The sequence below is a fragment of the Mesorhizobium intechi genome (genome assembly GCF_002879535.1).
GTDB classification, from domain to species: Bacteria; Pseudomonadota; Alphaproteobacteria; order Rhizobiales; family Rhizobiaceae; genus Mesorhizobium; species Mesorhizobium intechi.
Genome location: NZ_PNOT02000230.1, coordinates 1 through 21,279, shown reverse-complemented (window position 1 = coordinate 21,279; position 21,279 = coordinate 1). Strand labels below are relative to the sequence as shown.

The window sequence follows — 21,279 nt, the reverse complement described above, 5'->3', positions numbered from 1 at the left end:
GGGAATCTCTCCCTGATATCGTTTCGCTCCGCGTGGCGTTCTCAGTTTGAGCTGGAACGCCAGATCCTCCGTTCGAAACAGTCGTTGCGGAACGAAAGAACCAAAATACACAGGTGGTGAAATATTTATTCCATTCCGGCGGAACGTCAAGGGCGATTCCGCGGCCTGCCGCCGGATTTTCGGGTTGTTCTGATGGATTCTATCATTCCCGGCGGCTGCACTCGCCCGGGAAAGGTCAGATATTTTCCGGCAGATAGATGTCGAAGGGCAGGAAGGTCTGGCCAGGCGCGTTGGCCGCGCCGGTTTCGATGGCATGCACCATCCGATCGACCAGCTCGCGGCAGAGCGCGGTTAGCGGCGTGGAGATCACCATGGTGAGGATGTTGTCGGCGAGCGCCGCGCGCGACTCGGCGTTGATCTCGTTGCAGACGACCACAGGCATATTTACGGGCCTTGCTGCCCGCAGCGCCGAGACCGCGCCTTCCATGCCGCCGCCCGCGACGTAGCAGCCGGCAAGATCCGGATAGCGCGCCAGAAGATCGATCATCGCATCATGGGTCACCTTGTTCGCCTCGAGGTTGACCAGCGTTTCCAGCACACTGAAGTCGGGTGCATGCTCGCGAAAGAAGGAGCGGAAGCCGATCTCGCGCAACTCGTGGCCATGGAAGCGATGGCTGCCGACGAAGAGGGCGACCTTGCCAGGCTGCCGCGCTGCCCTGGCGATCATCCAGGCCGCGGTACGACCGACCTTGCGGTTATCGAGGCCGACATAGCCCTCGCGTATACCGGCGGCAAAGTCCGACAGCAGCGAGAAGACCGGTTGTCCCCGCGCCTTCAACGCCTCGACCGCCGCCGTCAGGGTCGGGTGGTCCGGGCCGACAACGGCGATGGCCCTCGATTTTGCCGCCAGCTTGCGCATCTGGGCGGCGATCTCGTCGGGGACCAGGGAAGTGGCGAAGTCGATGATCGCGGCGCCGCGGAACCGCTGCGACTGCGACACCGCCAGTTCGAGCTCCGCTGCGAAATCGCCGTAGAAGACATCGTTGCCTCGCAGAAGCAGGAAGCCGAGCCGGTACTCCGGCAGTTCATGGCGCATCCGCTGCTTGATCAAGCCGGCCGCGTGATAACCGATCTCGGTCGCGGTCTCATAGACGCGCCGCGCGGTCTCCTCGCGCACCGGCAGGCGATTGTTGAGCACCCGGTCCACCGTGGCAACGCTGACCCCGGAGATGCGTGCCAGATCTGATATGGTCGGCCGTTTCGCCATGGGAATCCTCGTTCGTTTGCCGAACACTGATACACCATCATGATAGGAAATGATAGAAACTATCTTTGTGATATTGAGTCTATCACGAGCAAACGGTATTTTAAGGCTGGAAGGCATCTGGGCAACCGGCATGCGCCTGGACGAGTGCCTTGCCGAGGAGGCAATCATGACCAATGCGCCATTCCGGCGGGACTACAGCCTGATCGGCCGCGACGCCAAACGCGCCGTGGAAAACGGCCTGTCGGCGGCCGAGTGGTATCACACCGACGTATCCCGGAAGCAGATGAAGGAGCTGATGCAGCGCTCCGACGGGCCGGCGATCCGCGATACCGCGATCTGGCTCGGCGCGCTCATCGCCAGCGGCGCCGGCGGCGTCTGGTTCTGGGGCAGTTGGTGGTGCGTGCCGTTCTTCTTCGTCTACGGCGTCCTGTACGGTTCATCGACGGATTCCCGCTGGCACGAATGCGGGCACGGCACGGCGTTCCGCACCCAGTGGATGAATGATGTGATCTATCAGATCGCCTGCTTCATGATCATGCGCAATCCGGTGACCTGGCGCTGGAGCCACACGCGCCACCACACGGACACGATCATTGTCGGCCGCGACCCCGAAATCTCGGTCATGCGGCCGCCCGACTTGGTGCGCGCGCTCCTCGGCTTTGTCGGCGTGCTCGACGCCTGGCACGCAATGTCGGACATGCTGCGCAACGCCGCCGGCAACATCAGCGCCGCCGAAAAGACCTTCATTCCCGAGCAGGAACAGGGCAAGGCGATCCGCATCGCCCGCATCTGGACCGCGATCTATGCCGCAACCATCGCCTTGGCGCTCTATTCCGGCTCGTTCCTGCCCCTGATGCTGGTCGGCCTGCCCAGGCTCTATGGTGCCTGGCATCACGTCATGGTCGGTCTGCTGCAGCATGGCGGCCTCGCCGACAATGTCATCGACCATCGGCTGAACAGCCGCACCGTCTACATGAACCCGATCAGCCGCTTCATCTACTGGAACATGAATTACCATGTGGAGCATCATATGTTCCCGATGGTGCCCTATCATGCGCTGCCGAAGCTGCACGCGCTCATCAAGCACGATCTGCCGGCGCCGACGCCGTCGATCCTGGCCGGCTACCGCGAGATGATCCCGGTCTTCCTGCGCCAGCTGCGCAACGAGGACTATTTCCTCAAGCGCGAACTGCCGCCGACCGCCAGGCCGTACCGCGAGGAATTCCACAGCGATGCCATCGCCGCCGCGGCGGAATGATCGCAGCGAGTCCATTTTTCCGGGGAGTGCCGAAATGAACGACTGGGTCGAGGCCTGTGCTGCCGACGACATCGATGAAGAGGATGTGATGCGCTTCGATCATGACGGGCGCACCTTCGCCATCTATCGCAGCGCCGCCGACGAATATTTCGCCACGGACGGGCTTTGCACGCATGAGAAGGTGCATCTTGCCGACGGTCTGGTGATGGATGACATCATCGAATGCCCCAAGCACAATGGCCGCTTCAACTACAAGACCGGCGCGGCCAGGGGCGCCCCGGTCTGCGTCAACCTGAAAACCTATCGGGTCAAGGTCGATGCCGGCAAAGTCCTCGTTCAGGTCGGATGACGGAGATGGCGCGGGGAATGGTCATCATCGGTGCCGGCGAATGCGGCGGGCGGGCAGCACTCGCGCTGCGCGATCTCGGCTATGATGGGCCGGTGACGCTGGTCGGCGACGAGCCGCATCTGCCCTACGAGCGGCCGCCTCTGTCCAAGGAGGCGATGGCCAGCGACGCGCCGGAAATCAAGGCGATCGCCAGCCACGCGGTGCTGGCCGAGAGGTCGATCCGGCATATCCATTCCGTCCAGGCCGCGGCGATCGATCGCGCGGCGCATACGGTGCGCCTGTCCAACGGTTCGGTGCTGCCCTACGACAAGCTCCTGCTGGCCACCGGCTCGACGCCGCGCAAACTGCCGATGCCGGGCCCTGGCGCGCGCTGCGTGTATCTCAGAACCTTCACCGATGCGCTGGCCATTCGCGGCCATCTCGGCACCGGCAGCCGCATTGCCGTCATCGGCGGTGGTTTCATCGGCCTTGAACTGGCCGCCGCGGCTCGCAAGCTCGGCGCTGCCGTCACTGTCATCGAGGCGCAGCCGCGCATCCTGATGCGCGGCGTGCCGGCCGAGATCGCCGCGATCATCCATCAGGCGCATGTCGCCGAGGGCGTCGAGATCCTGTGCGGCGATGGCATCGCCTCCATCGCCGACGACGGCAAAGAGGCGCGCGTGACGCTCGTCGGCGGGCGCGAAGTACCAGCCGACCTCGCCATCATCGGTATCGGCGCGGTGCCGGTGACCGGGCTCGCGGCCGAAGCCGGCCTGACCATCGACAACGGCATCGCGGTCGATGCCGAGCTGCGCAGCAGCGATCCCGACATCTTCGCCGCCGGAGACTGCTGTTCGTTCCCACTTGCGGTCTACGGCGGCCGGCGCGTGCGGCTCGAAGCCTGGCGCAATGCACAGGAGCAAGGTGCGCTGGCAGCGAAAAACATGCTTGGTGCCGGCGAGGCGCATGCGGCGGTGCCGTGGTTCTGGTCGGATCAGTATGGGCTCACCCTGCAGATCGCAGGGCTTTCGGATGAAGGCAGCAGCACAGTGCGACGCGATCTCGGTGACGGCGCCCTCATCCTGTTCCATCTGGATGAGGACGGCCGGCTCGTGGCGGCCAGCGGCATCGGCCCCGACAATGCGGTCGCCCGCGACATCCGGTTGGCCGAAATGCTCATCGGCAAGCGCGCCAGGCCGGCACCGGAAGCACTGGGATCACAGGCCGTCAAGCTGAAGTCGTTGCTGGCGGCTTGAGCGGTGCTAACCTGCGCGGGTTGCCCACGGTCGCCGGCTCATGCCCCATTCGATCCTCGACGGCCTCTCGGTCGCCCAGATCAGGGACGATTTTGCCTCTGCGAAGAAGCCGTTGCACGTCGTGAAGCGCCGCGCAACGGGCATCCTGCCGGCATCATGACTATGGGCGAAAACGGCACTGAAATCACCGAAGCGCATCTGGGCGCCGTTGCGCAGATCGAAGGCTGCGATAGCCAGGAATAGCTGCGGAGGCTCTAGAACAGCGCCTTGAGCTCGGGCAGCTTGTCGTTGACCAGCCAGCCGTAATAATTCTCCTCCGGCAGTTTTTCCGGCTCGCCGGCAGCGCGACGCTTGTCGTTTTCAGCCTTCAGCGCGTAGGCGCGCTGCTCCGGATTGCCGACATTGTAGAGCGTGGCGGTGAGCCCAGGGTTTCCCGAAATGTCGTAGCCGGCAATGTTCTTGTAGGCGTCGATCGATTTCCTGATCGTCGCCGCGACGTAAGGCAGCGTCAGGTCGGGATCCATGATGGTCTTGTAGACCGAATTGGGATCGCCGACATCGAGCTTAGGCAGGCCCGACACCTTGTGCACGAGATCGCTCATCTGCAGCGCGGTCAGCGGGTTGAGCTGGCCGAGCCCAAAAGTCTGGCCGGCATAATAGGGCTGGAAGAAGGTGGCGCCGAAACGGTCATCGGGAAAGTCCTCGCCACCGACGTTCTTGCCGCGAAATGTATGGTTCCACACCTGCTCGCGGCATTCCCACAGATCATAGCTGTCCGACATCCCTGCGCATTTCTTGAACTCCGGCCGCTGCACGAAATCGGTGATGTCTTCGCCGTCATAGGCGAAAGACAGCTTGCTGGAGAGATAGGAGATCGCCTTGACGTAATAGGTCTGCAGCCGGTCATAGGCGTCGACATTGTAGGTGTGTTCGCCGACGATGGCACCGACGATATGCATCGGATCTATGCCATAGGCGGCAGCGGCCTTCTTGATCTTGCCGCGGAGATCGGGGTCGTTCTGCAGCAAGGCATAGACCTTGCGATATTTCGCCTGGAAGGTGGTGTTGGTCGCCTGCGTGCGCCGGCTCGAGGCGCCGGGAATATCGGGCTGCTCGGCATTGCGGTTTCCCGGCGGCACGAGTGTCGCTGCTTCGGCCGCGAACAGCGTCGCCGCCAGCGTCAGGCCGAGAAGGACCGGCCTGAGAATGATTGGGATGAATTTTTTCATGCGCCGCCGCCCAAAGATATTGCCGCGCAAACTAGGGTAGTGCTCTGGGTCGAGTCGAGAGCCCCTTCACCCGGCAAGTCGAAAGGTGGCCAGATGGTACCATCTGGCCACACATGATTGTCTGCCGGCTGCCTGAACCGGCGCCGCGCTTTAAAGGATGAATCGTGACAAATCTGTGTTTCGCGAGAGGTCGCCCACATGCTTTTCGACATAGGCGGCGTCGATGGTGACCGACGTGCCGTTGCGGTCTGGGGCGTCATACGAAATCTCGTCCAGCACCCGCTCCATCACCGTCTGCAGCCGCCGGGCGCCGATATTCTCGACGCTGTCATTGAGGTCGACGGCGATGCCGGCCAGCGAATCGATGGCGTCGTCGGTGAAGGTCAGGTCGACGCCCTCGGTCTTCATCAGCGCGATATATTGCTTGATCAGGCTCGCTTCCGTCTCGGTCAGGATGCGGACGAAATCTTGCTTCTCCAAGGCCCGCAGTTCGACGCGAATCGGCAGCCGGCCCTGCAATTCCGGCAACAGGTCGGACGGCTTCGAGACGTGGAACGCGCCCGAGGCGATGAACAATATGTGGTCCGTCTTCACCGGTCCGTATTTGGTCGCCACCGTGGTGCCCTCGACCAGCGGCAGCAGGTCGCGCTGCACGCCTTCGCGCGACGGGCCGCCGGAAATGTCGGATCTCGCCGCGATCTTGTCGACCTCGTCGAGGAAGACGATGCCGTCATTTTCCGTTGCGTCGAGCGCCCGGCGAACCACCTCGTCCTGGTCGAGCAGCTTGTCGGACTCGTCGCTGACCAGCAGATCGTAAGACTCCTTCACCGTCGTTTTGCGCGATTTGGTCTTCTTGCCGCCCATCGCCTTTGACAGCATGTCGTTGATGTTCAGCACGCCGATATTGGCGCCCGGCATGCCGGGGATCTCGAAGCCGGGCATGCCGCCATTGCCGGTGTCGGCCACCTCGATCTCGATCTCCTTGTCGTCCAGTTCGCCGTCGCGCAGCTTCTTGCGGAAACTATCGCGCGTCGCCGGGCTGGCGGTCTTGCCGACCAGTGCCTCCAGCACGCGTTCCTCGGCGTTGATGTGGGCGCGCGCCTTGACGTCCTCGCGCATCTTTTCGCGCACCAGGCCGATGGCGATCTCGACGAGATCGCGGATGATCTGCTCGACGTCACGGCCGACATAGCCGACCTCGGTGAACTTGGTGGCTTCGACCTTGACGAAAGGCGCCCCGGCCAGCCGCGCCAGGCGGCGCGAGATTTCGGTCTTGCCGACGCCGGTCGGGCCGATCATCAGGATGTTCTTCGGCATCACCTCTTCGCGCATCTGGCCTTCCAGCTGCTGGCGGCGCCAGCGGTTGCGCAAGGCAATGGCCACGGCGCGCTTGGCGTCCTTCTGGCCGATGATGAAGCGGTCGAGTTCCGAAACGATTTCGCGGGGAGAAAATGTCGTCATATCACTAAATTCCACTTTGCCACTGCTTGATGGCCTCGAACGGATGCAGCAGCATGATCACGTTGAGTGTCAGATTGTCCCGGATAAGATAGCCGGTACCCAGTTCGAAGAGGATGGCGAGGCTGACGATCACCCATATAGGTAGCCTTCGCGCCATCACAAATCCCAGCACCATGGCCAGTGTGTCGGACACCGAATTGATGATGCTGTCGCCGTAATAGTCGAGCGAGATCGTGCCGGCGCGGTAGCGGTCGATGATGAACGGGCTGTTCTCAAGCAATTCCCAGCCGCCCTCGATGAGGACGGCGAAGGCCAGCCGCAAGCCGATCGGCGAACGCGGAAAGAGGAACCTCGCCAAGGCGTAGAACAGGAAGCCGTGGATGATGTGCGAGAAAGTGTACCAGTCGGAAATGTGCTGGGAATTCTCCGAACTGTTCACCACGCCATGCCAGAGTTTCACGTAGCCGCAGGTGCAGATCGGCGTCCGGCCCATGCCATAGAGGGCCCCGGCCTGGAAGATGAGCAGGCCAAGGACGATCAGGAGACCCATGCGCCAGCTGTCTTCATAGGCCGAGTAGCCCTCGCCCACGCCTGGCTTGCTCATCCGGTTATTCCCCCATCTGTTCATCGTCGGCATCGATCGCCATCAGCACGACGTCGCCATAGACCGATTGCCTGCGGTCTATCGCCCGGAATCCGGCTTTTTCATAGGCGCGGATGGCCCGGATGTTGGCGGGGTTGGGGTCGATGATGACGCGGGGCACACCCTCCTCGAACAGATCTTCGACGAACCGCCGCACGATCGCCGAGCCGTGGCCCAGGCCGAGCAGCTCCGGCGGGCCGATCGACAGGTCGATGCCCAGCGTTCCGAACGGCTGGTCGGCATAGGGGTGGTCGTCTTCCAGATGCGGGTCGTAGCTCTGCAGATAGGCGATCGGCTTGCCGGCGAGTTCCACGATCAGCGGCTCGACCGAAATCGAGTCGATATGCTCGCGGATCTCGGCGATCTCCGTCTCCGCATCGTTCCACCACTCGGCCAGATGCGGTTCGGCGAGCCAGCCGGCGATCATCGGCAGGTCTTTTTCGGTAACCGGCCGAAAATCGTAGCTACCGTCTTGTTTGGTCATGATCTTCTCCGAAAACCGGTCCTCACTTTCGCTTACGCGGTCCTGCGGATCGGGATCATGGCCACCCTCTCAGGCGGCATCGAGCGTTTCGACGACGAAGTTGTTGTTGGTGTAGACGCAGATGTCGGAGGCGATCTGCATCGCCTTGCGGGCGATCTCCTCGGCATCCTTGTCGGTGTCCATCAGCGCCCGCGCCGCGGCCAGTGCGTAATTGCCGCCCGAACCGATGGCCATGACGCCATATTCGGGTTCGAGCACGTCGCCGGTGCCGGTCAGCGCAAGCGAGACCGACTTGTCGGCCACCAGCATCATTGCCTCCAGCCGGCGCAGGTAGCGGTCGGTGCGCCAGTCCTTGGCGAGTTCGACGCAGGCGCGCGTCAGCTGGTCGGGATATTGTTCGAGCTTGGCTTCCAGCCGTTCCAGCAGCGTGAAGGCGTCGGCGGTGGCGCCGGCGAAACCGGCAATCACGTTGCCGCCCTTGCCGATGCGGCGGACCTTGCGGGCATTGCCCTTCATGATGGTCTGGCCAAGGCTGACCTGGCCGTCGCCGGCGATCACCACCTTGTTGCCCTTGCGCACCGTCACGATGGTCGTGGCGTGCATGGTCGGATTATCAGACATTATTGGCTCCGATTCGCGCGATCCCAAAAGGCGATTGGCGCGGTACGAGTGATTTTATCGGCCATATGTATGCATGGGACCAATGATTGCAAATCGCCTCTCCGGCAAGGCCGATACCTCTGTCCGAGGCAACTGGCAATCGCCGGATCATGCTGATAGAAGGCTTTCGTTTTCAAGCCGGTGAATGTTCGAAGCTCGTCCGCGGCGCTTTGAACCCCGAGACAAGGACAAGGTCATGGCGCCCCGTTCCGCCGAAGCCAGCCGCAAGACCAAGGAAACCGACATCTCGGTGTCGATCCATGTCGACGGTGCGGGCAAATCCGATATCGCCACGGGCGTCGGCTTCTTCGACCATATGCTCGACCAGCTTTCGCGCCATTCGCTGATCGACATGACGGTGAGGGCCAAGGGAGACCTGCACATAGACGACCACCACACGGTCGAGGACACCGGCATCGCGCTCGGCCAGGCCTTGACTAAGGCGCTTGGCGAGCGGCGCGGCATCATGCGCTACGCCTCGATCGACCTTGCCATGGACGAGACGCTGACGCGCGCGGCGATCGACGTGTCCGGCCGGCCGTTCCTGGTGTGGAACGTGTCGTTCTCGTCGCCCAAGATCGGCACCTTCGACACCGAGCTGGTGCGGGAATTCTTCCAGGCGCTGGCCCAGAATGCCGGCATCACGCTGCATGTCACCAACCATTATGGCGCGAACAACCACCATATCGCCGAGACCTGCTTCAAGGCGGTGGCGCGTGCGCTGCGTGCCGCGCTCGAGCCCGACCCGCGCCAGCCGGACGCGGTTCCCTCCACCAAGGGATCGTTGAAGGGATAGGCCATGGCCACTTATGTCGTGATGGAACCGCCCGGCCGCGGCGAGAAGGTCGATGCAACGGCCTTTATCCGCGATGGCTTCACCTGGCTCGGCCTGCTGGCGCCGCCGCTATGGCTCGCCTGGCATCGGCTGTGGATCGAGGCCGGACTTGCCTTCGTCGTCATGGGCCTGCTTTCGATGGCTGGGCAAAACCTTCGCCTTGGGCTGGCAAGTTCGCTGCTGTCGCTCCTGGTTTCGTTCTATGTTGGCCTGGAAGGGCAGGGGTTGCGCATCGCGGCCCTTCGCCGGCGCGGCTGGCATGAATGGGGCGTGGTTCGCGCCGGCCGCCTCGACGACGCCGAAATCCGCCATGCGCTGGAGGTCGAGGAGCACGCGGAGGACATCGCGCCGCCGCGCATCGTCCCCGACGCCGCCCTGGCGCGCCCGGCGCAGCCGGGCATGGCGCTGGGCCTGACCCACATACCGGGACGGCCCTGACATGCGGGTAGCAATCATCGACTACGGCTCGGGCAATCTGCGCTCGGCCACCAAGGCCTTCGAGCGTGCCGCGCGCGAGGCCGGCATATCGGCCGAGATCGACCTGACGGCCGATGCCGACCGGGTGCGCAGCGCCGACCGCATCGTCCTGCCCGGCGTCGGCGCCTATGCCGACTGCGCGGCAGGCCTGCGTGCGGTCGATGGCATGTGGGAGGCGGTCGAGGACGTCGCGATCGCCAAGGGCCGGCCCTTCCTCGGCATCTGCGTCGGCATGCAGCTGATGTCCGAGCGCGGCCTGGAAAAGACCGTCACCCATGGCTTCGGCTGGATTTCGGGCGACGTCAAGGAGATCATGCCCACCGGTCCGGCGCTGAAAGTCCCGCAGATCGGCTGGAACACGATCGAGCTCAGGCGCCAGCACCCGCTGTTTGCCGGCATCCCGACCGGACCGGACGGGCTGCACGCCTATTTCGTCCATTCCTACCATCTCGACGCGAAAAAGCCGGACGAGATTCTGGCCGTCGCCGACTATGGTGGTCCGGTCACGGCGGCGGTCGCCCGCGACAATCTCGTTGGCACGCAATTCCATCCCGAAAAGAGCCAGGCGCTCGGCCTGGCGCTGATCACGAATTTCCTGCGCTGGAGGCCCTAGAGCATGAGCAAGAAGGCGCCCGACTCGTGATCCTGTTTCCCGCCATCGACCTCAAGGACGGCCAGTGCGTGCGCCTGAAGCACGGCGACATGGCGACCGCGACCATCTACAATGATGATCCGGCCGCGCAGGCAAGAGCCTTCGAGGACCAGGGTTTCGAATGGCTGCACGTCGTCGACCTCAACGGTGCTTTCAAGGGCCAGAGCGTCAACAGTGCGGCGGTCGGCGCCATCCTCAAGGCGACCAAGAACCCGGTGCAGCTCGGCGGCGGCATCCGCACGCTGGCGCAGATCGAGGACTGGCTCGACCGGGGGCTGGCCCGCGTCATCCTCGGCACGGTGGCGGTGCGCGATCCCGACCTGGTGAGGCAGGCCTGCAAGGCTTTCCCGGGCAAGGTCGCCGTCGGCATCGACGCCAAGGGCGGCAAGGTGTCCGTGGAGGGCTGGGCCGAGGCGTCGAGCCTTGGCGTCGTCGAACTGGCCAGGAAATTCGAGGGCGCCGGTGTGGCGGCCATCATCTACACCGATATCGACCGCGACGGCGTGCTGACCGGCATCAACTGGGATGCCACCATCGACCTCGCCGAGTCCGTATCGATCCCGGTCATCGCTTCGGGCGGCCTCGCCTCGATCGCCGACATCGTGCGCATGACCATGCCCGACGCACAGAAGCTCGAAGGCGCCATCTCCGGTCGCGCGCTCTATGACGGCCGCATCGATCCGGCCGAGGCGCTGGCGATCCTGAAGGGCGGGCCGGCGGCGGGGGCGAAATCGTGAAAATCACCATCATCCTGGCCTCCTATGACAGCGGCCACTATCATGGCGGCATGGGCCAGGGCCCGGACGCGCTGATTGCAGGCGGCCTGGTCGACGCCCTGACCATTGCCGGCCACGAGGTAGCGGTCGTGGATATCGGCAGGGTCGGTGGCGACCAGGAACGCGAGATCGCCACCGGTTTCGCCGTCTGCAACGCCGTCTCGGGCGAGGTCCGCATTGCCATCGACAGGGGACGGTTCCCCGTCGTGCTCGCCGGAAACTGCCTGACATCGGCCGGCGCGGTCGCCGGCGAGGGTGCCGATGCGATCATCTGGGCCGACCAGCACGGCGACCTCAACACGCCCGAGACCTCCGTATACGGCTTTCTCGACGGCATGGCGCTGGCGACCGTGCTTGGCCTGTGCTGGCGCCCGATGGCATCAGCCATTCCCGGCTTCAAGCCGATAGATCCCTCGCGTTGCGTGCTCCTCGATGCCCGCGATCTCGACCCGGCCGAGGAAGAGCTCCTCAAGACCTTGCCGGTGATCCGCGCCGAATGCTCCGGCGTCGGGCCGGCAACCGCGAAGCTGAAGGCCGCAGGCGCCAAGGGCGTGCACATGCATCTCGATCTCGACGTGCACGACCCCAAGGATCTGCAGGCAAACCGCTACGTCACGTCAGGCGGGCCAAGCCCCGAACAGTTGCGCGGCGCGGCTTGCGCCATGGCGCTTGCCGTTCCGGTCGTCGGCATCACTATTTCCGCCTACGATCCGGCCTTCGATGCGCAGGCTGAGGTGCCGCCGCGGGTCGGCCGGCTGCTCAACGATCTCATCGCCACGATAGAGGGCCGCTGATGCTGAAAGCCCGTGTCATCCCATGCCTTGACGTCAAGGACGGCCGCGTCGTCAAGGGCGTCAACTTCGTCGACCTCGTCGACGCCGGCGACCCGGTCGAGGCGGCCAAGGCCTATGACGCCGCCGGTGCCGACGAGCTCTGCTTTCTCGACATCACCGCCTCGTCCGACAACCGTGAAACCATCTTCGATGTCATCGCCCGCACCGCCGAGCAGTGCTTCATGCCGCTCACCGTCGGCGGCGGCGTGCGCCAGGTCGCCGACATCAGGAAGCTGCTTCTGGCCGGCGCCGACAAGGTGTCGATCAATACGGCAGCGGTGAAGAATCCGGATTTTGTCGCCGAAGCCGCCGACAAGTTCGGCAACCAGTGCATCGTCGTCGCCATCGACGCCAAGAAAGTGTCCGGTACCGGCGAGGCCGACCGCTGGGAGATCTTCACCCATGGCGGGCGCGAGAAGACCGGCATCGACGCGATCGAATTCGCCCGCAAAATGGTCGATCGCGGCGCCGGCGAGATCCTGCTGACCTCGATGGACCGCGACGGCACCAAGGCCGGCTACGACATCGCGCTGACACGCGCGATCGCCGATGCGGTGCGCGCGCCGGTCATTGCTTCGGGCGGCGTCGGCACGCTGGATCACCTGGTCGAAGGCATTCGCGACGGCCATGCCGGCGCGGTGCTGGCGGCCTCGATCTTCCATTTCGGTACCTACACAATCGCCCAGGCCAAGGCGCATATGGCCGCCGCGGGGCTGCCGATGCGGCTGGACTCCTTGGGCGATCGGCCCTAGAGGCTGTTCCGGCTAAGAAAAGGGCCCAGGCGCCATGGCTGAATTCTCGCTGTCCGATCTGGAAAAAGTCGTCCATGAGCGCGCCCATTCCGGCGACCCGGATTCCTGGACGGCGAAACTGTTCGCGCGCGGCATCGACAAGGCGGCCCAGAAACTTGGCGAGGAGGCGGTCGAGACGGTGATTGCCGCCGTCAAGGGCGACAGAGAGGGCCTCGTTTCCGAAAGTGCCGATCTTATATATCATTGGCTCGTCGTCCTCGGCCTCTCGGGTGTTCCGCTGAGCGAGGTGCTCAAGGAGCTCGAAAGCCGCACCGGGCGTTCGGGCATCGCCGAGAAGGCGTCACGGCCCAAGGGCTGACCGCGAGGGAGGGCAGGTATCTCGATGGATCAGCTCGCGCCAACCGAGAAGTATTCCCCCTTTCGTTTCTTCTCGGCCGAGCAATGGTCGCAATTCCGCGCCGACACGCCACTGACGCTGAGCGAGGACGAGTTCCGCCGCCTGCGTTCGCTCAACGATCCGGTCGACCTCGAGGAGGTCAAGCGCATCTATCTGTCGTTGTCGCGGCTTCTGTCCGCCCATGTCGAGGCGAGCCAGCTCTTGTTCCGGCAGCGCCAGGCCTTCTTCAACGCCGTCGACATCGTCAAGACGCCGTTCATCATCGGCATCGCCGGCTCCGTCGCCGTCGGCAAATCGACCACCGCACGCGTGCTGAAGGAGCTTCTGGCGCGCTGGCCGTCGAGCCCCAAGGTCGATCTCATCACCACTGACGGTTTCCTGCTGCCCAATGAGGTGCTACGCCGCGAGAACCTGATGGAACGCAAGGGCTTTCCCGACAGTTACGACGTCGGCGCGCTGCTGCGTTTCCTCTCGGGCATCAAATCGGCGCTGCCGGATGTCCGCGCGCCGGTCTATTCCCACCTCACCTACGACGTCATTCCCGGGGAGTTCGTCACCATCGACCGGCCCGACATCCTGATCTTCGAAGGCATCAATGTCCTGCAGCCGGGCAAGTTGCCGCAGGACGGCAAGATCGTGCCCTTCCTGTCCGACTTTTTCGACTTCGCGATCTATATCGATGCCGACGAGAAGCTGATCCACGAATGGTACATCTCGCGCTTCATGCGGCTGCGCGAGACCGCCTTCCGCAATCCGGACTCCTTCTTCCACCGCTATTCGCAGCTTTCGGAGGAAGCGGCGCGCGCCATCGCCGAAGGCCTGTGGTCCAACATCAATCTGAAGAATTTGCGCGAGAACATCCTGCCGACCCGGGCCCGCGCCGACCTCATCCTGCGCAAGGGCGCCGACCATCTGGTCGAGGAAGTGGCGCTGCGCAAACTTTAGACCAGAGGTCTTCACCGATGTGGCGGCCCGCCACCGGCGGGCCCGCCAACTCGACGTTCATGTCATCCGCATCGCGGCTCAGCCATTGGCGAACGGCACGGCGACATAGATCTGGCTGCCGTCGCGTTCGACCAGCAGCAGCACCGACTTGCGGCCCGATTTGCTCGCTTGCGTGATCGCCTGCGTGACCTGCCTGGCGCTCTTCACCGGGGCCTGGTTGACGGCGACGATGACATCGCCGAGCTGGATGCCGGCAGCGGCGGCCGCCTTGTCGGGGTTGACGCGCGCAACCACCGCGCCATGCTCGTTCTCGGCGAGGTTCATTTCCTGGCGAATGTCGGGCGTGATGTCCATCAGGCCGAGGCCGATCGCCGGGGCACGGGAGCCCTGCTCGGCGCTCGGCGCGTTGGACTCACCGGCCGATGCCGTCTTCACGTCGTCGCTGTTTTGCCCGACGTTGACGGAAATCTGCATCGCCTTGCCCTTGCGCCAGACATCAAGCGTTTCCTTGGCGCCGGGCGCCACATCGGCGACGGCCCGCGACAGATCCTTGGGGTCTTTCACGTCCTGACCGGCGAAGCCGGTGATGACGTCGCCGGCCTCGACGCCGGCGCTGGCGGCGGGCGAGCTGTCATTGACCTTGGAAACCAGCGCGCCGCCCGAGTGATCGAGCCCGATGGCGCTTGCCACGTCAGGCGTCACCGACTGGATCTCGACGCCGAGATAGCCGTACTGGATGGAACCGTCCTTCATCAGCTTGGCGACGACCTTTTGGGCCTGGTCCGACGGGATGGCGAAGCCGACGCCGACACTGCCGCCATTGGGCGAATAGATCGCCGTGTTGATGCCGACGACATTGCCGTTCACATCCACAAGCGGGCCACCGGAATTGCCATGGTTGATCGGCGCGTCGATCTGGATGAAATCGTCGAACGGCCCGCTATGCAGGTCGCGGCCGCGTGCCGAGACGATGCCGGCGGTGACCGTGGTGCCGATGCCGAACGGATTGCCGATCGCCAGCACCTGGTCTCCGGTCATCAGCCTGTCGGAATCGCCCCATTTGATCGTCGGCAAGGGCTTGTCGGATTTGATCTTGAGCACGGCAAGGTCGTTCTTGGCATCGCGGCCGACGAGCTTGGCGGGAAGTTCGGTGCCGTCATCGAGCGTCACCTTGATCGAAGAGGCGCCGTCGACGACGTGGTTGTTGGTGACGATGGTGCCGTCGGCACTGACGATGAAGCCGGAACCGAGCGCTTCGGCCCGTTGCGCCTGCTGAGGCGGCGTCTGCGGAGCGGGCATGCCCTGGTCGCCGAAGAACTGGCGGAAATACTGGTCGAACGGCGAGTTGCCGAGAGGCATGCCGTCATCGGCGCCAGCGGGCTGCGCCTTCATGATGGTGGTGACCGTGACGACCGCTGGCTTGTCGGCCGCCACGATCGGCGCAAAGGACCCGTTCGGGGCCGTTATTCCGGCGACCGGGGTCTGGGTCGTCGCGACAATCTTGCTGACGCCGGTGCTGTTCGCGCTCTGGGCGAACGAGACGATGACGGGGGAGATGATCAGCGCGGCGCCCAGCAGGGCGGCGACGCGATGCCTACGAAGAATACCAAGAGGTGACATGGTCGTTCTGTCCGGGCGAGAGTTGATCCGGCGCCGCGGGCACCCTGGGGGAAGCGCCCGTCGGCGTGTCGACGACCGGATCGCCTGTCTCGCCGTACATGGCGCCCGGCCGGATCGACACCGAGGTATCTAGGGTGCCCAACGGCCCGAATTAGGGTTTTTGGCCGACCTTACGAAGATTTAATTCAGGGAGCGCTTACGGATCGTCATGCCGGCGCAGGTAGTCGGTCGCAATCTCGCGCATACGCATGCGGTCGAAGCTCGGCCCGTGGCCGCCATGGCCGATGCGAATCGGCAGGTCGAGCAGGCGCTGCATGGTGCTGGCATAGGCGGCCCGATCGGAATCCGGCAGCGAGTCGATCAGTGTGTCGTCGTAGATGGCATCGCCGCTGAAGAACAGCCCGTCGGCCTCGTCGAAAAGCGCGATCGAATCCGGCGAGTGCCCGGGCAGGTGCAGCACGCGAAATTGCCGGTCGCCCAGATCGATCACGTCGCCCTCGTCGAGCGTCCGCGTCAACGGCGCCGAGGGGATCTTGTAATCGGCGGCCCTCCAGCCCGGCACCGGCAATTTCGACACGGCGCCTTCGAGATCGTGGAACATCCAGGCATAGGTCGCCGCCTCATGCATGGTTTCGAATTGCGCGGCGCTCATCCTCGGTCCGGCCCGCCACGGAAATTCGTGCAGCGAACCGACATGGTCGAGATGGATGTGGGTGGCAACGACCAGCAGCGGTTTGCCATGCGGCGTCTCGATCTGTGGCGCCAGCGGGCAGATGCCCATGCCGGTGTCGACCAGGAGGTCGGCGTCGCGGCCGCGCAGGTGCCAGATGTTGGCGCGCACATAGTCATGCACGAACGGCTCGGTCAGCATTGTCGTCCCGTCGCCGACGATGCTCTTGCTGAACCACTCCGGCATCACAAGTGAACCTGGCTTCAGGTGTGCGCCCTTTATCAAACGAAAGGCTTCCCGACCCTGTACTTTTCCGGCACCAGCCGCTTGAGATAGGCCATGCCGGCCTCGGACAGCTGGTTGACGTCGGACTTCATGAAATCGTCAGGCATGTGACGTGTCTTGCCGGCGACGTTCTTCAGCGGCACCTTCTTCAGAACGGTCCTTGCGCCATCATATTGCAGTGCCACGGAGCCGCCGCCCTGTTCGGCGACGGACACGGCGAACGCGCCGGCATCGAACGCTTCTTGTGCGTCGACGGCACTGATGGCGCCGACATAGCCCCGCGGCATGTAGCCGAGCGCGTCGACGCGGGCCCGCTTGCCCGGCAGGCCTTCGGCCAATGCGCGCTCGAGGGCCGCCGGCAGGTCGCTGCCCGACAATTTGACGTTGCCATGCGCGTCGCGCTCGAGCTTCTCCGGCGGCACCAGGCTTTCGACCAGCGCCTTGCCGTCGGCGGTGCTCACCCCTTCCGACACGGCGACGATGCAGCGCTTGTGGCGGTCGAGCGTGGCACGCACATCGTCGATGAAGCCCGCGGCCGAGAATGGCCGCTCCGGCACGTAAACCAGATGCGGGCCGCTGTCGGGATCGAGCTGCCAGGCGGCGGCCGCTGCGGTGAGAAAACCGGCATGCCGGCCCATCACGATGCCGACATAGATGCCGGGCAAGGCGCGGAAATCGAGATCGACGGACAGGAAGGCGCCGGCGACGAACTCGGCCGCCGAGATGAATCCCGGCGTATGGTCGTTCTCCTCCAGGTCATTGTCGATGGTCTTCGGCGCATGGACGAAAGCAATCGAGCCGCCCGCGGCGTCGGTCAGGATCTGCTGCGTGCCCGACGTGTCGTTGCCGCCGATATAGATGAAGGCATCGGCGCCGGCCTTCTTCAGGCCGTTGAGGATCACGTCGCAATAGGCCGCATCCGGCTTGTCGCGCGTCGAGCCGAGTGCCGCGCTTGGCGTTCCCGCGATCAGCCGCAGCCGATCCTCGGGGATGGCCGAAAGGTCGACATAGTTGCCATCGCGAATGCCGCGCACGCCATGGATGGAGCCCAGGACCTTGGCGCCGGGATGCCGCTTGCGGATCTCCAGCGTGGCGCCGACCACTGTCTGGTTGATGACGGCCGTCGGGCCGCCGCCTTGTGCGATGACAAAAGTTCCGGCCATTCCTGACGTCTCCCGAGGCGATGAATTCGCAGGCACCTTCGCCTGTCTTTCGCCATCGTGCAACGGGAGAGTCCGGAGCATGATCCCGAAAAGTCTTGGGAAAGATCATGCTTGGGCTGGAGCGGAGCGCGGCCGTCCGGCCGCCTCAACCAATCAGATGACGACGACCGGGTTTTTCTTCGAAACCCGGCTGTAGAGGTCGATAATGTCCTGGTTGATCAGGCGCACGCAGCCCGATGACATCGCCTGGCCGATGCTCCACCATTCGGGCGAGCCGTGGATGCGGTAGCCGGTGTCCCTGCCGTCCTGGTAGATGTAGAGCGCGCGCGCCCCGAGCGGGTTGGTGAGGCCGCCGGGCTGGCCGCCCTGCCACTTCACCAGTTCGGGCTTGCGCTGGATCATCTCCGGCGGCGGCGTCCAGGTCGGCCATTCCCTGCCGTACTGGATGTTGGCGCGGCCGGACCAGCGGAAGCCATCCTTGCCGATACCGACGCCGTAGCGGATGGCGTCGCCGCCCGGCTGGACGAGATAGAGCATGCGCTCCTTGAGATGCACGACGATGGTGCCGGGCGCCTCGCCGGTGGTGTCGACGACGATCTGGCGGCGGAATTCGGGCTTGACCTTGAGATAAGGCACTTCAGGCACGTTGAAACCATTGTCCGTCAAGGCGGCGTACATCAGGTCGGGGCTGGTGATGTTCCTGTCGACGCTGATCGCCGGCCGCATCGGCGGCACGGAACCGGTGACCGTATTGTCGAGTTCAAGCGCCGGCATGCCGCCGCCGGAAGTCGAGCAGCCGGCCACGCCGAGCAGCGCCAGCGCGCCTGCGCCGGACAGGACGGCGCGGCGGGAAAGATGATGATCGGTTTCGATAGCGTCGCCGTCCCGTGGCGGCGTCAGACCTTGCGGCAACTCACGCATATACCCAAACCCTACGCTGTCGGCGGGAAGCACGGTCCGGCCGGATAGCGGGCATTTTCATCATTCATGGTTGATAAAGCGTGAATGCCTTGCGCCACCTGCATTTGCGCCTGGCATGGCGACCACGGACCGTCCCGAATGAACGGGCAACCGGGCCGTCGGCACAAAAAGACCCAGGTCGAGCCATAATCCCGGCACCGGCCTTTCCTACGCATCACGCAATCAGCGAGGGGCCTCCATGTGCAAGACTTTAAAAACCGACATCGCGCTTTTTGCCGCTGCTATTGTCGCGGCCGCATTGGTTCTCGGTGCCGAGGTCAGCATGGCCGACATCGTGAGCACGCTGGGCGGCGCGAACTGACGCCGATTTGCCTTTGGCGCGATTGATTGCGCGGCAATTCCAGGGAAAGTGCGTTGCGGTCTTCCACGCGGATTTTCGCAGAAACAGAAATCAGGCCTCTTTACATCGCCCCTGGGCTGAGGATTTATCCTTCTCCTTAACCCAAGGGAGACAGACATGTCCTTCGAGAACTGGGCCGCTTTCGCCGCCGCGTCGACCATCCTGCTCGTCATTCCGGGTCCGACCATCCTGCTGGTCGTGTCCTATGCGCTGGGCCAGGGCTGGCGCACCGCCTTGCCGATGGCGGTTGGCGTGGCGCTCGGCGATTTCACCGCCATGACCTTGTCCATGCTCGGCATCGGTGCGCTGCTCGCCGCTTCAGCAACCGTCTTCACCATCCTGAAGCTGATCGGCGCCGGCTATCTGATCTATCTCGGCGTGAAACTGTTCCGTGCCGGCGGCGCGCTGAAGGCCGAGCCGCGCACCGACGCGGTGTCTTCGGCCAAGATGATGGCGCATGCCTGGCTGGTCACCGCGCTCAACCCGAAAAGCATCACCTTCTTCGTCGCCTTCCTGCCGCAGTTCCTTGACCGGCACGCCGATTTCTGGACGCAGATGCTGATCTTCGAGACGACATTCCTGGCGCTCGCCTTCGCCAATGCCTTCGGCTATGCGCTGATCGCGGCTCGTGCCCGAAACGTCGTGCGCAATCCCAAGGCGATCCGCATCTTCAACCGCACCGGCGGCACGCTGCTGGTCGGCGCCGGCATCGCCACGATGGCGATGCGTTCGGGCAATTGAGATAAGTCGGCGCGCTCTAACTCTTTGTTTTGACGCAATTCCGGACGGAAAACCGCTCACACTTTTCCTGGAATTACTCTAAGGTGTGTTGTGATTCAGGTCAGGCCGAACCGAAATTGGCGGATTTCGAGAACCGGCGCGGAGCGGACTTGAAGTCCGTGACCCCGAAAGCGCGGAAAGCCGCTGTTCGCAGGCCGCCTCACCTGAATATCGGCACACCGTGGCTCACCATTTGACGCTGATACCGACATTACCCTCGAGGATGCGGCGCTTGTCGCCGCCCAGATTGGTCGTGTAGTCGCCGGTGGCAAAAAGGCTGACCTTGTCGGTCACCTCGGCGATCACGCCGCCGCCGAACTCGAAGGAGGTCGACCGGCCCTCTGTCGAGATGTCGGTGGTGTCGAAATTGACATGGCTGGTGCCGCCGAAATCGTGCCAGATGTTGGCTTTGAGGTAGGGCTGCAGCGCCACGCCGTTGATGGTGGTCTCGCCCTGCAGCCGCGCACCCAGCCGGCCGCTGACGCTGTCGTTGGTATCGAAGGAAACCGACGAGAAGCGGTCGTTGGTGTCGTCGAGCGACAGATGCTGCCAGACCAGTTGCGCCTGCGGTTCAAGCGTCCAGCCCTGCGCCAGCGCGATGGGATAGCCGCCTTCCAGCGAAGCGGTGACGCCTGTTCCGCCGACATCGATGCCGATCCCGCGCGACGATGTCGCGTCGCCGCCGAAGAAGGTGGCCATGAGGACGCCGTCAAGGTACCAGCCGCTTTGGCCGATTCGGGTCCAGTAACCGCCGACGCTGGTGCCGGTGACGTCAAGGCTGCCGACGGACAGATCGTTCCATCCCAGTGCCTGGCCGCGCAGATCGCCCTTCATGCTGGCGTAGGCGGCGAACAGGCCGGCGCGATCGATTCCGCCCGAGGCGGTGTCGCGGCCGAACACGTCGAAGCCCGCCTGAAGGCCGAACAGCGTGCCGTCGAAGGAGGGCGACACCGTTCCCGACCAGCCCATCTTGGCGTCCTGACCGTAGATGCGGCCCCAGACCGGCGATAGCTCGGGGTTCGACAGCAGGCTTTGCTCACCCCGCCGTTCGTGGAAGGTGCCAAGCGTCGTCATCGCCAGGTGTTCGGCCACCGGCGGCAAGGCCGAATAGACAGGCACCTCGATGCGGTAGAGCGGGATCACGGCAGCCTGCACCGCCGTCGCGCCGGGTGTCGGTGGCGCCGGCT

At 64.1% G+C, this 21,279-nt stretch carries 24 protein-coding genes; 13 read left to right on the top strand and 11 right to left on the bottom strand.

The window, feature by feature from the left end; genetic code table 11:
• Positions 1–235: 235 nt before the first annotated feature.
• Positions 236–1,267, bottom strand: coding sequence for a LacI family DNA-binding transcriptional regulator (locus C1D09_RS20355; RefSeq protein ID WP_143976001.1), 1,032 nt, complete (start codon positions 1,265–1,267; stop codon positions 236–238).
• A 166-nt stretch (positions 1,268–1,433) separates the two neighbouring features.
• Between C1D09_RS20355 and C1D09_RS20350 the strand changes: the two genes are divergently transcribed.
• Genes C1D09_RS20350 through C1D09_RS20340 form a run of 3 tightly spaced genes read left to right on the top strand, consistent with a single transcriptional unit; the run spans position 1,434 to position 4,109 of the window.
• Positions 1,434–2,525: a fatty acid desaturase family protein gene (locus C1D09_RS20350; RefSeq protein WP_143976000.1), complete on the top strand. Its 1,092-nt coding sequence runs from the start codon at positions 1,434–1,436 to the stop codon at positions 2,523–2,525.
• Between the two features lie 34 nt (positions 2,526–2,559).
• Positions 2,560–2,874 carry a MocE family 2Fe-2S type ferredoxin gene (locus tag C1D09_RS20345; protein WP_143975999.1) on the top strand — a complete coding sequence of 105 codons (315 nt, stop codon included), beginning with the start codon at positions 2,560–2,562 and terminating at the stop codon, positions 2,872–2,874.
• Positions 2,871–4,109, top strand: a complete 1,239-nt coding sequence (locus tag C1D09_RS20340; protein WP_167514687.1) for an NAD(P)/FAD-dependent oxidoreductase — start codon at positions 2,871–2,873, stop codon at positions 4,107–4,109. Before C1D09_RS20345 ends, C1D09_RS20340 begins: the two co-directional genes overlap by 4 nt.
• A 254-nt stretch (positions 4,110–4,363) precedes the next feature.
• Here C1D09_RS20340 and C1D09_RS20335 read toward each other — a convergent pair whose 3' ends face one another.
• The 5 genes from C1D09_RS20335 to hslV all read right to left on the bottom strand — a co-directional run bounded on the left by C1D09_RS20335 (position 4,364) and on the right by hslV (position 8,547).
• Entirely contained in the window at positions 4,364–5,338 is a 975-nt protein-coding gene (locus tag C1D09_RS20335; RefSeq protein ID WP_143975997.1) for a DUF1402 family protein, read from the bottom strand.
• A 150-nt stretch (positions 5,339–5,488) separates the two neighbouring features.
• Entirely contained in the window at positions 5,489–6,799 is a 1,311-nt protein-coding gene (gene hslU, locus C1D09_RS20330; RefSeq protein ID WP_143975996.1) for an ATP-dependent protease ATPase subunit HslU, read from the bottom strand.
• Positions 6,800–6,803: 4 nt separating this feature from the next.
• Positions 6,804–7,403 (bottom strand): DUF2585 domain-containing protein, encoded by a 600-nt coding sequence (locus C1D09_RS20325; RefSeq protein ID WP_143975995.1) that lies wholly within the window; start codon positions 7,401–7,403, stop codon positions 6,804–6,806.
• 4 nt (positions 7,404–7,407) lie between these two features.
• Entirely contained in the window at positions 7,408–7,926 is a 519-nt protein-coding gene (locus C1D09_RS20320) for a GNAT family N-acetyltransferase (protein ID WP_143975994.1), read from the bottom strand.
• Between the two features lie 69 nt (positions 7,927–7,995).
• Positions 7,996–8,547, bottom strand: a complete 552-nt coding sequence (gene hslV, locus C1D09_RS20315; protein WP_143975993.1) for an ATP-dependent protease subunit HslV — start codon at positions 8,545–8,547, stop codon at positions 7,996–7,998.
• Between the two features lie 235 nt (positions 8,548–8,782).
• Here hslV and hisB point away from each other — a divergent pair, with 235 nt between their 5' ends.
• Genes hisB through coaA form a run of 8 tightly spaced genes read left to right on the top strand, consistent with a single transcriptional unit; the run spans position 8,783 to position 14,253 of the window.
• Positions 8,783–9,382 (top strand): imidazoleglycerol-phosphate dehydratase HisB, encoded by a 600-nt coding sequence (gene hisB, locus C1D09_RS20310; RefSeq protein ID WP_143975992.1) that lies wholly within the window; start codon positions 8,783–8,785, stop codon positions 9,380–9,382.
• Positions 9,383–9,385: 3 nt separating this feature from the next.
• A complete protein-coding gene (locus C1D09_RS20305; protein ID WP_143975991.1) occupies positions 9,386–9,859 on the top strand; it encodes a DUF2628 domain-containing protein in 474 nt (157 codons plus the stop codon).
• Position 9,860: 1 nt separating this feature from the next.
• On the top strand, positions 9,861–10,511 hold the full coding sequence (gene hisH / locus C1D09_RS20300) for an imidazole glycerol phosphate synthase subunit HisH (RefSeq protein ID WP_143975990.1): 651 nt from the start codon (positions 9,861–9,863) through the stop codon (positions 10,509–10,511).
• Between the two features lie 26 nt (positions 10,512–10,537).
• Positions 10,538–11,287: a 1-(5-phosphoribosyl)-5-[(5-phosphoribosylamino)methylideneamino]imidazole-4-carboxamide isomerase gene (gene hisA, locus C1D09_RS20295; protein WP_143975989.1), complete on the top strand. Its 750-nt coding sequence runs from the start codon at positions 10,538–10,540 to the stop codon at positions 11,285–11,287.
• Positions 11,284–12,120 carry an arginase family protein gene (locus tag C1D09_RS20290; RefSeq protein WP_143975988.1) on the top strand — a complete coding sequence of 279 codons (837 nt, stop codon included), beginning with the start codon at positions 11,284–11,286 and terminating at the stop codon, positions 12,118–12,120. Before hisA ends, C1D09_RS20290 begins: the two co-directional genes overlap by 4 nt.
• Entirely contained in the window at positions 12,117–12,911 is a 795-nt protein-coding gene (hisF, locus tag C1D09_RS20285; protein WP_167514688.1) for an imidazole glycerol phosphate synthase subunit HisF, read from the top strand. The genes C1D09_RS20290 and hisF overlap by 4 nt, the downstream gene beginning before the upstream one ends.
• A 34-nt stretch (positions 12,912–12,945) precedes the next feature.
• Positions 12,946–13,269: a phosphoribosyl-ATP diphosphatase gene (locus C1D09_RS20280; RefSeq protein WP_143975986.1), complete on the top strand. Its 324-nt coding sequence runs from the start codon at positions 12,946–12,948 to the stop codon at positions 13,267–13,269.
• Positions 13,270–13,293: 24 nt separating this feature from the next.
• Positions 13,294–14,253, top strand: coding sequence for a type I pantothenate kinase (gene coaA / locus C1D09_RS20275; RefSeq protein WP_095771496.1), 960 nt, complete (start codon positions 13,294–13,296; stop codon positions 14,251–14,253).
• A gap of 78 nt (positions 14,254–14,331) precedes the next feature.
• Here the strand turns inward: coaA and C1D09_RS20270 are convergent, their stop codons facing one another.
• From C1D09_RS20270 to C1D09_RS20255, 4 genes are all read right to left on the bottom strand, one after another.
• Complete coding sequence (locus C1D09_RS20270) at positions 14,332–15,873, bottom strand: DegQ family serine endoprotease (protein WP_143975985.1); 1,542 nt, start codon at positions 15,871–15,873, stop codon at positions 14,332–14,334.
• A 196-nt stretch (positions 15,874–16,069) separates the two neighbouring features.
• On the bottom strand, positions 16,070–16,789 hold the full coding sequence (locus C1D09_RS20265) for an MBL fold metallo-hydrolase (RefSeq protein ID WP_143975984.1): 720 nt from the start codon (positions 16,787–16,789) through the stop codon (positions 16,070–16,072).
• 35 nt (positions 16,790–16,824) lie between these two features.
• Complete coding sequence (locus C1D09_RS20260; RefSeq protein ID WP_143975983.1) at positions 16,825–17,991, bottom strand: diphosphate--fructose-6-phosphate 1-phosphotransferase; 1,167 nt, start codon at positions 17,989–17,991, stop codon at positions 16,825–16,827.
• A 153-nt stretch (positions 17,992–18,144) separates the two neighbouring features.
• Positions 18,145–18,912, bottom strand: a complete 768-nt coding sequence (locus C1D09_RS20255; protein ID WP_143975982.1) for a L,D-transpeptidase — start codon at positions 18,910–18,912, stop codon at positions 18,145–18,147.
• A gap of 238 nt (positions 18,913–19,150) precedes the next feature.
• Between C1D09_RS20255 and C1D09_RS34110 the strand changes: the two genes are divergently transcribed.
• Both C1D09_RS34110 and C1D09_RS20245 read left to right on the top strand, forming a co-directional pair.
• Positions 19,151–19,273, top strand: coding sequence for a hypothetical protein (locus tag C1D09_RS34110; protein WP_143975981.1), 123 nt, complete (start codon positions 19,151–19,153; stop codon positions 19,271–19,273).
• 156 nt (positions 19,274–19,429) lie between these two features.
• On the top strand, positions 19,430–20,053 hold the full coding sequence (locus C1D09_RS20245) for a LysE family translocator (RefSeq protein ID WP_143975980.1): 624 nt from the start codon (positions 19,430–19,432) through the stop codon (positions 20,051–20,053).
• Between the two features lie 225 nt (positions 20,054–20,278).
• Here C1D09_RS20245 and C1D09_RS20240 read toward each other — a convergent pair.
• The coding region (locus tag C1D09_RS20240; RefSeq protein WP_143975979.1) for an autotransporter family protein at positions 20,279–21,279 on the bottom strand (1,001 nt) is incomplete at its 5' end.

Excerpts from the sequence above, each read along its gene's own strand:
- C1D09_RS20355 (WP_143976001.1), bottom strand. The coding sequence starts at position 1,267 with ATGGCGAAACGGCCGACCATATCAGATCTGGCACGCATCTCCGGGGTC.
- C1D09_RS20350 (WP_143976000.1), top strand. The coding sequence starts at position 1,434 with ATGACCAATGCGCCATTCCGGCGGGACTACAGCCTGATCGGCCGCGAC.
- C1D09_RS20345 (WP_143975999.1), top strand. The coding sequence starts at position 2,560 with ATGAACGACTGGGTCGAGGCCTGTGCTGCCGACGACATCGATGAAGAG.
- C1D09_RS20340 (WP_167514687.1), top strand. The coding sequence starts at position 2,871 with ATGACGGAGATGGCGCGGGGAATGGTCATCATCGGTGCCGGCGAATGC.
- C1D09_RS20335 (WP_143975997.1), bottom strand. The coding sequence starts at position 5,338 with ATGAAAAAATTCATCCCAATCATTCTCAGGCCGGTCCTTCTCGGCCTG.
- hslU (WP_143975996.1), bottom strand. The coding sequence starts at position 6,799 with ATGACGACATTTTCTCCCCGCGAAATCGTTTCGGAACTCGACCGCTTC.
- C1D09_RS20325 (WP_143975995.1), bottom strand. The coding sequence starts at position 7,403 with ATGAGCAAGCCAGGCGTGGGCGAGGGCTACTCGGCCTATGAAGACAGC.
- C1D09_RS20320 (WP_143975994.1), bottom strand. The coding sequence starts at position 7,926 with ATGACCAAACAAGACGGTAGCTACGATTTTCGGCCGGTTACCGAAAAA.
- hslV (WP_143975993.1), bottom strand. The coding sequence starts at position 8,547 with ATGTCTGATAATCCGACCATGCACGCCACGACCATCGTGACGGTGCGC.
- hisB (WP_143975992.1), top strand. The coding sequence starts at position 8,783 with ATGGCGCCCCGTTCCGCCGAAGCCAGCCGCAAGACCAAGGAAACCGAC.
- C1D09_RS20305 (WP_143975991.1), top strand. The coding sequence starts at position 9,386 with ATGGCCACTTATGTCGTGATGGAACCGCCCGGCCGCGGCGAGAAGGTC.
- hisH (WP_143975990.1), top strand. The coding sequence starts at position 9,861 with ATGCGGGTAGCAATCATCGACTACGGCTCGGGCAATCTGCGCTCGGCC.
- C1D09_RS20280 (WP_143975986.1), top strand. The coding sequence starts at position 12,946 with ATGGCTGAATTCTCGCTGTCCGATCTGGAAAAAGTCGTCCATGAGCGC.
- coaA (WP_095771496.1), top strand. The coding sequence starts at position 13,294 with ATGGATCAGCTCGCGCCAACCGAGAAGTATTCCCCCTTTCGTTTCTTC.
- C1D09_RS20270 (WP_143975985.1), bottom strand. The coding sequence starts at position 15,873 with ATGTCACCTCTTGGTATTCTTCGTAGGCATCGCGTCGCCGCCCTGCTG.
- C1D09_RS20265 (WP_143975984.1), bottom strand. The coding sequence starts at position 16,789 with ATGCCGGAGTGGTTCAGCAAGAGCATCGTCGGCGACGGGACGACAATG.
- C1D09_RS20260 (WP_143975983.1), bottom strand. The coding sequence starts at position 17,991 with ATGGCCGGAACTTTTGTCATCGCACAAGGCGGCGGCCCGACGGCCGTC.
- C1D09_RS20255 (WP_143975982.1), bottom strand. The coding sequence starts at position 18,912 with ATGCGTGAGTTGCCGCAAGGTCTGACGCCGCCACGGGACGGCGACGCT.
- C1D09_RS34110 (WP_143975981.1), top strand. The coding sequence starts at position 19,151 with ATGTGCAAGACTTTAAAAACCGACATCGCGCTTTTTGCCGCTGCTATT.
- C1D09_RS20245 (WP_143975980.1), top strand. The coding sequence starts at position 19,430 with ATGTCCTTCGAGAACTGGGCCGCTTTCGCCGCCGCGTCGACCATCCTG.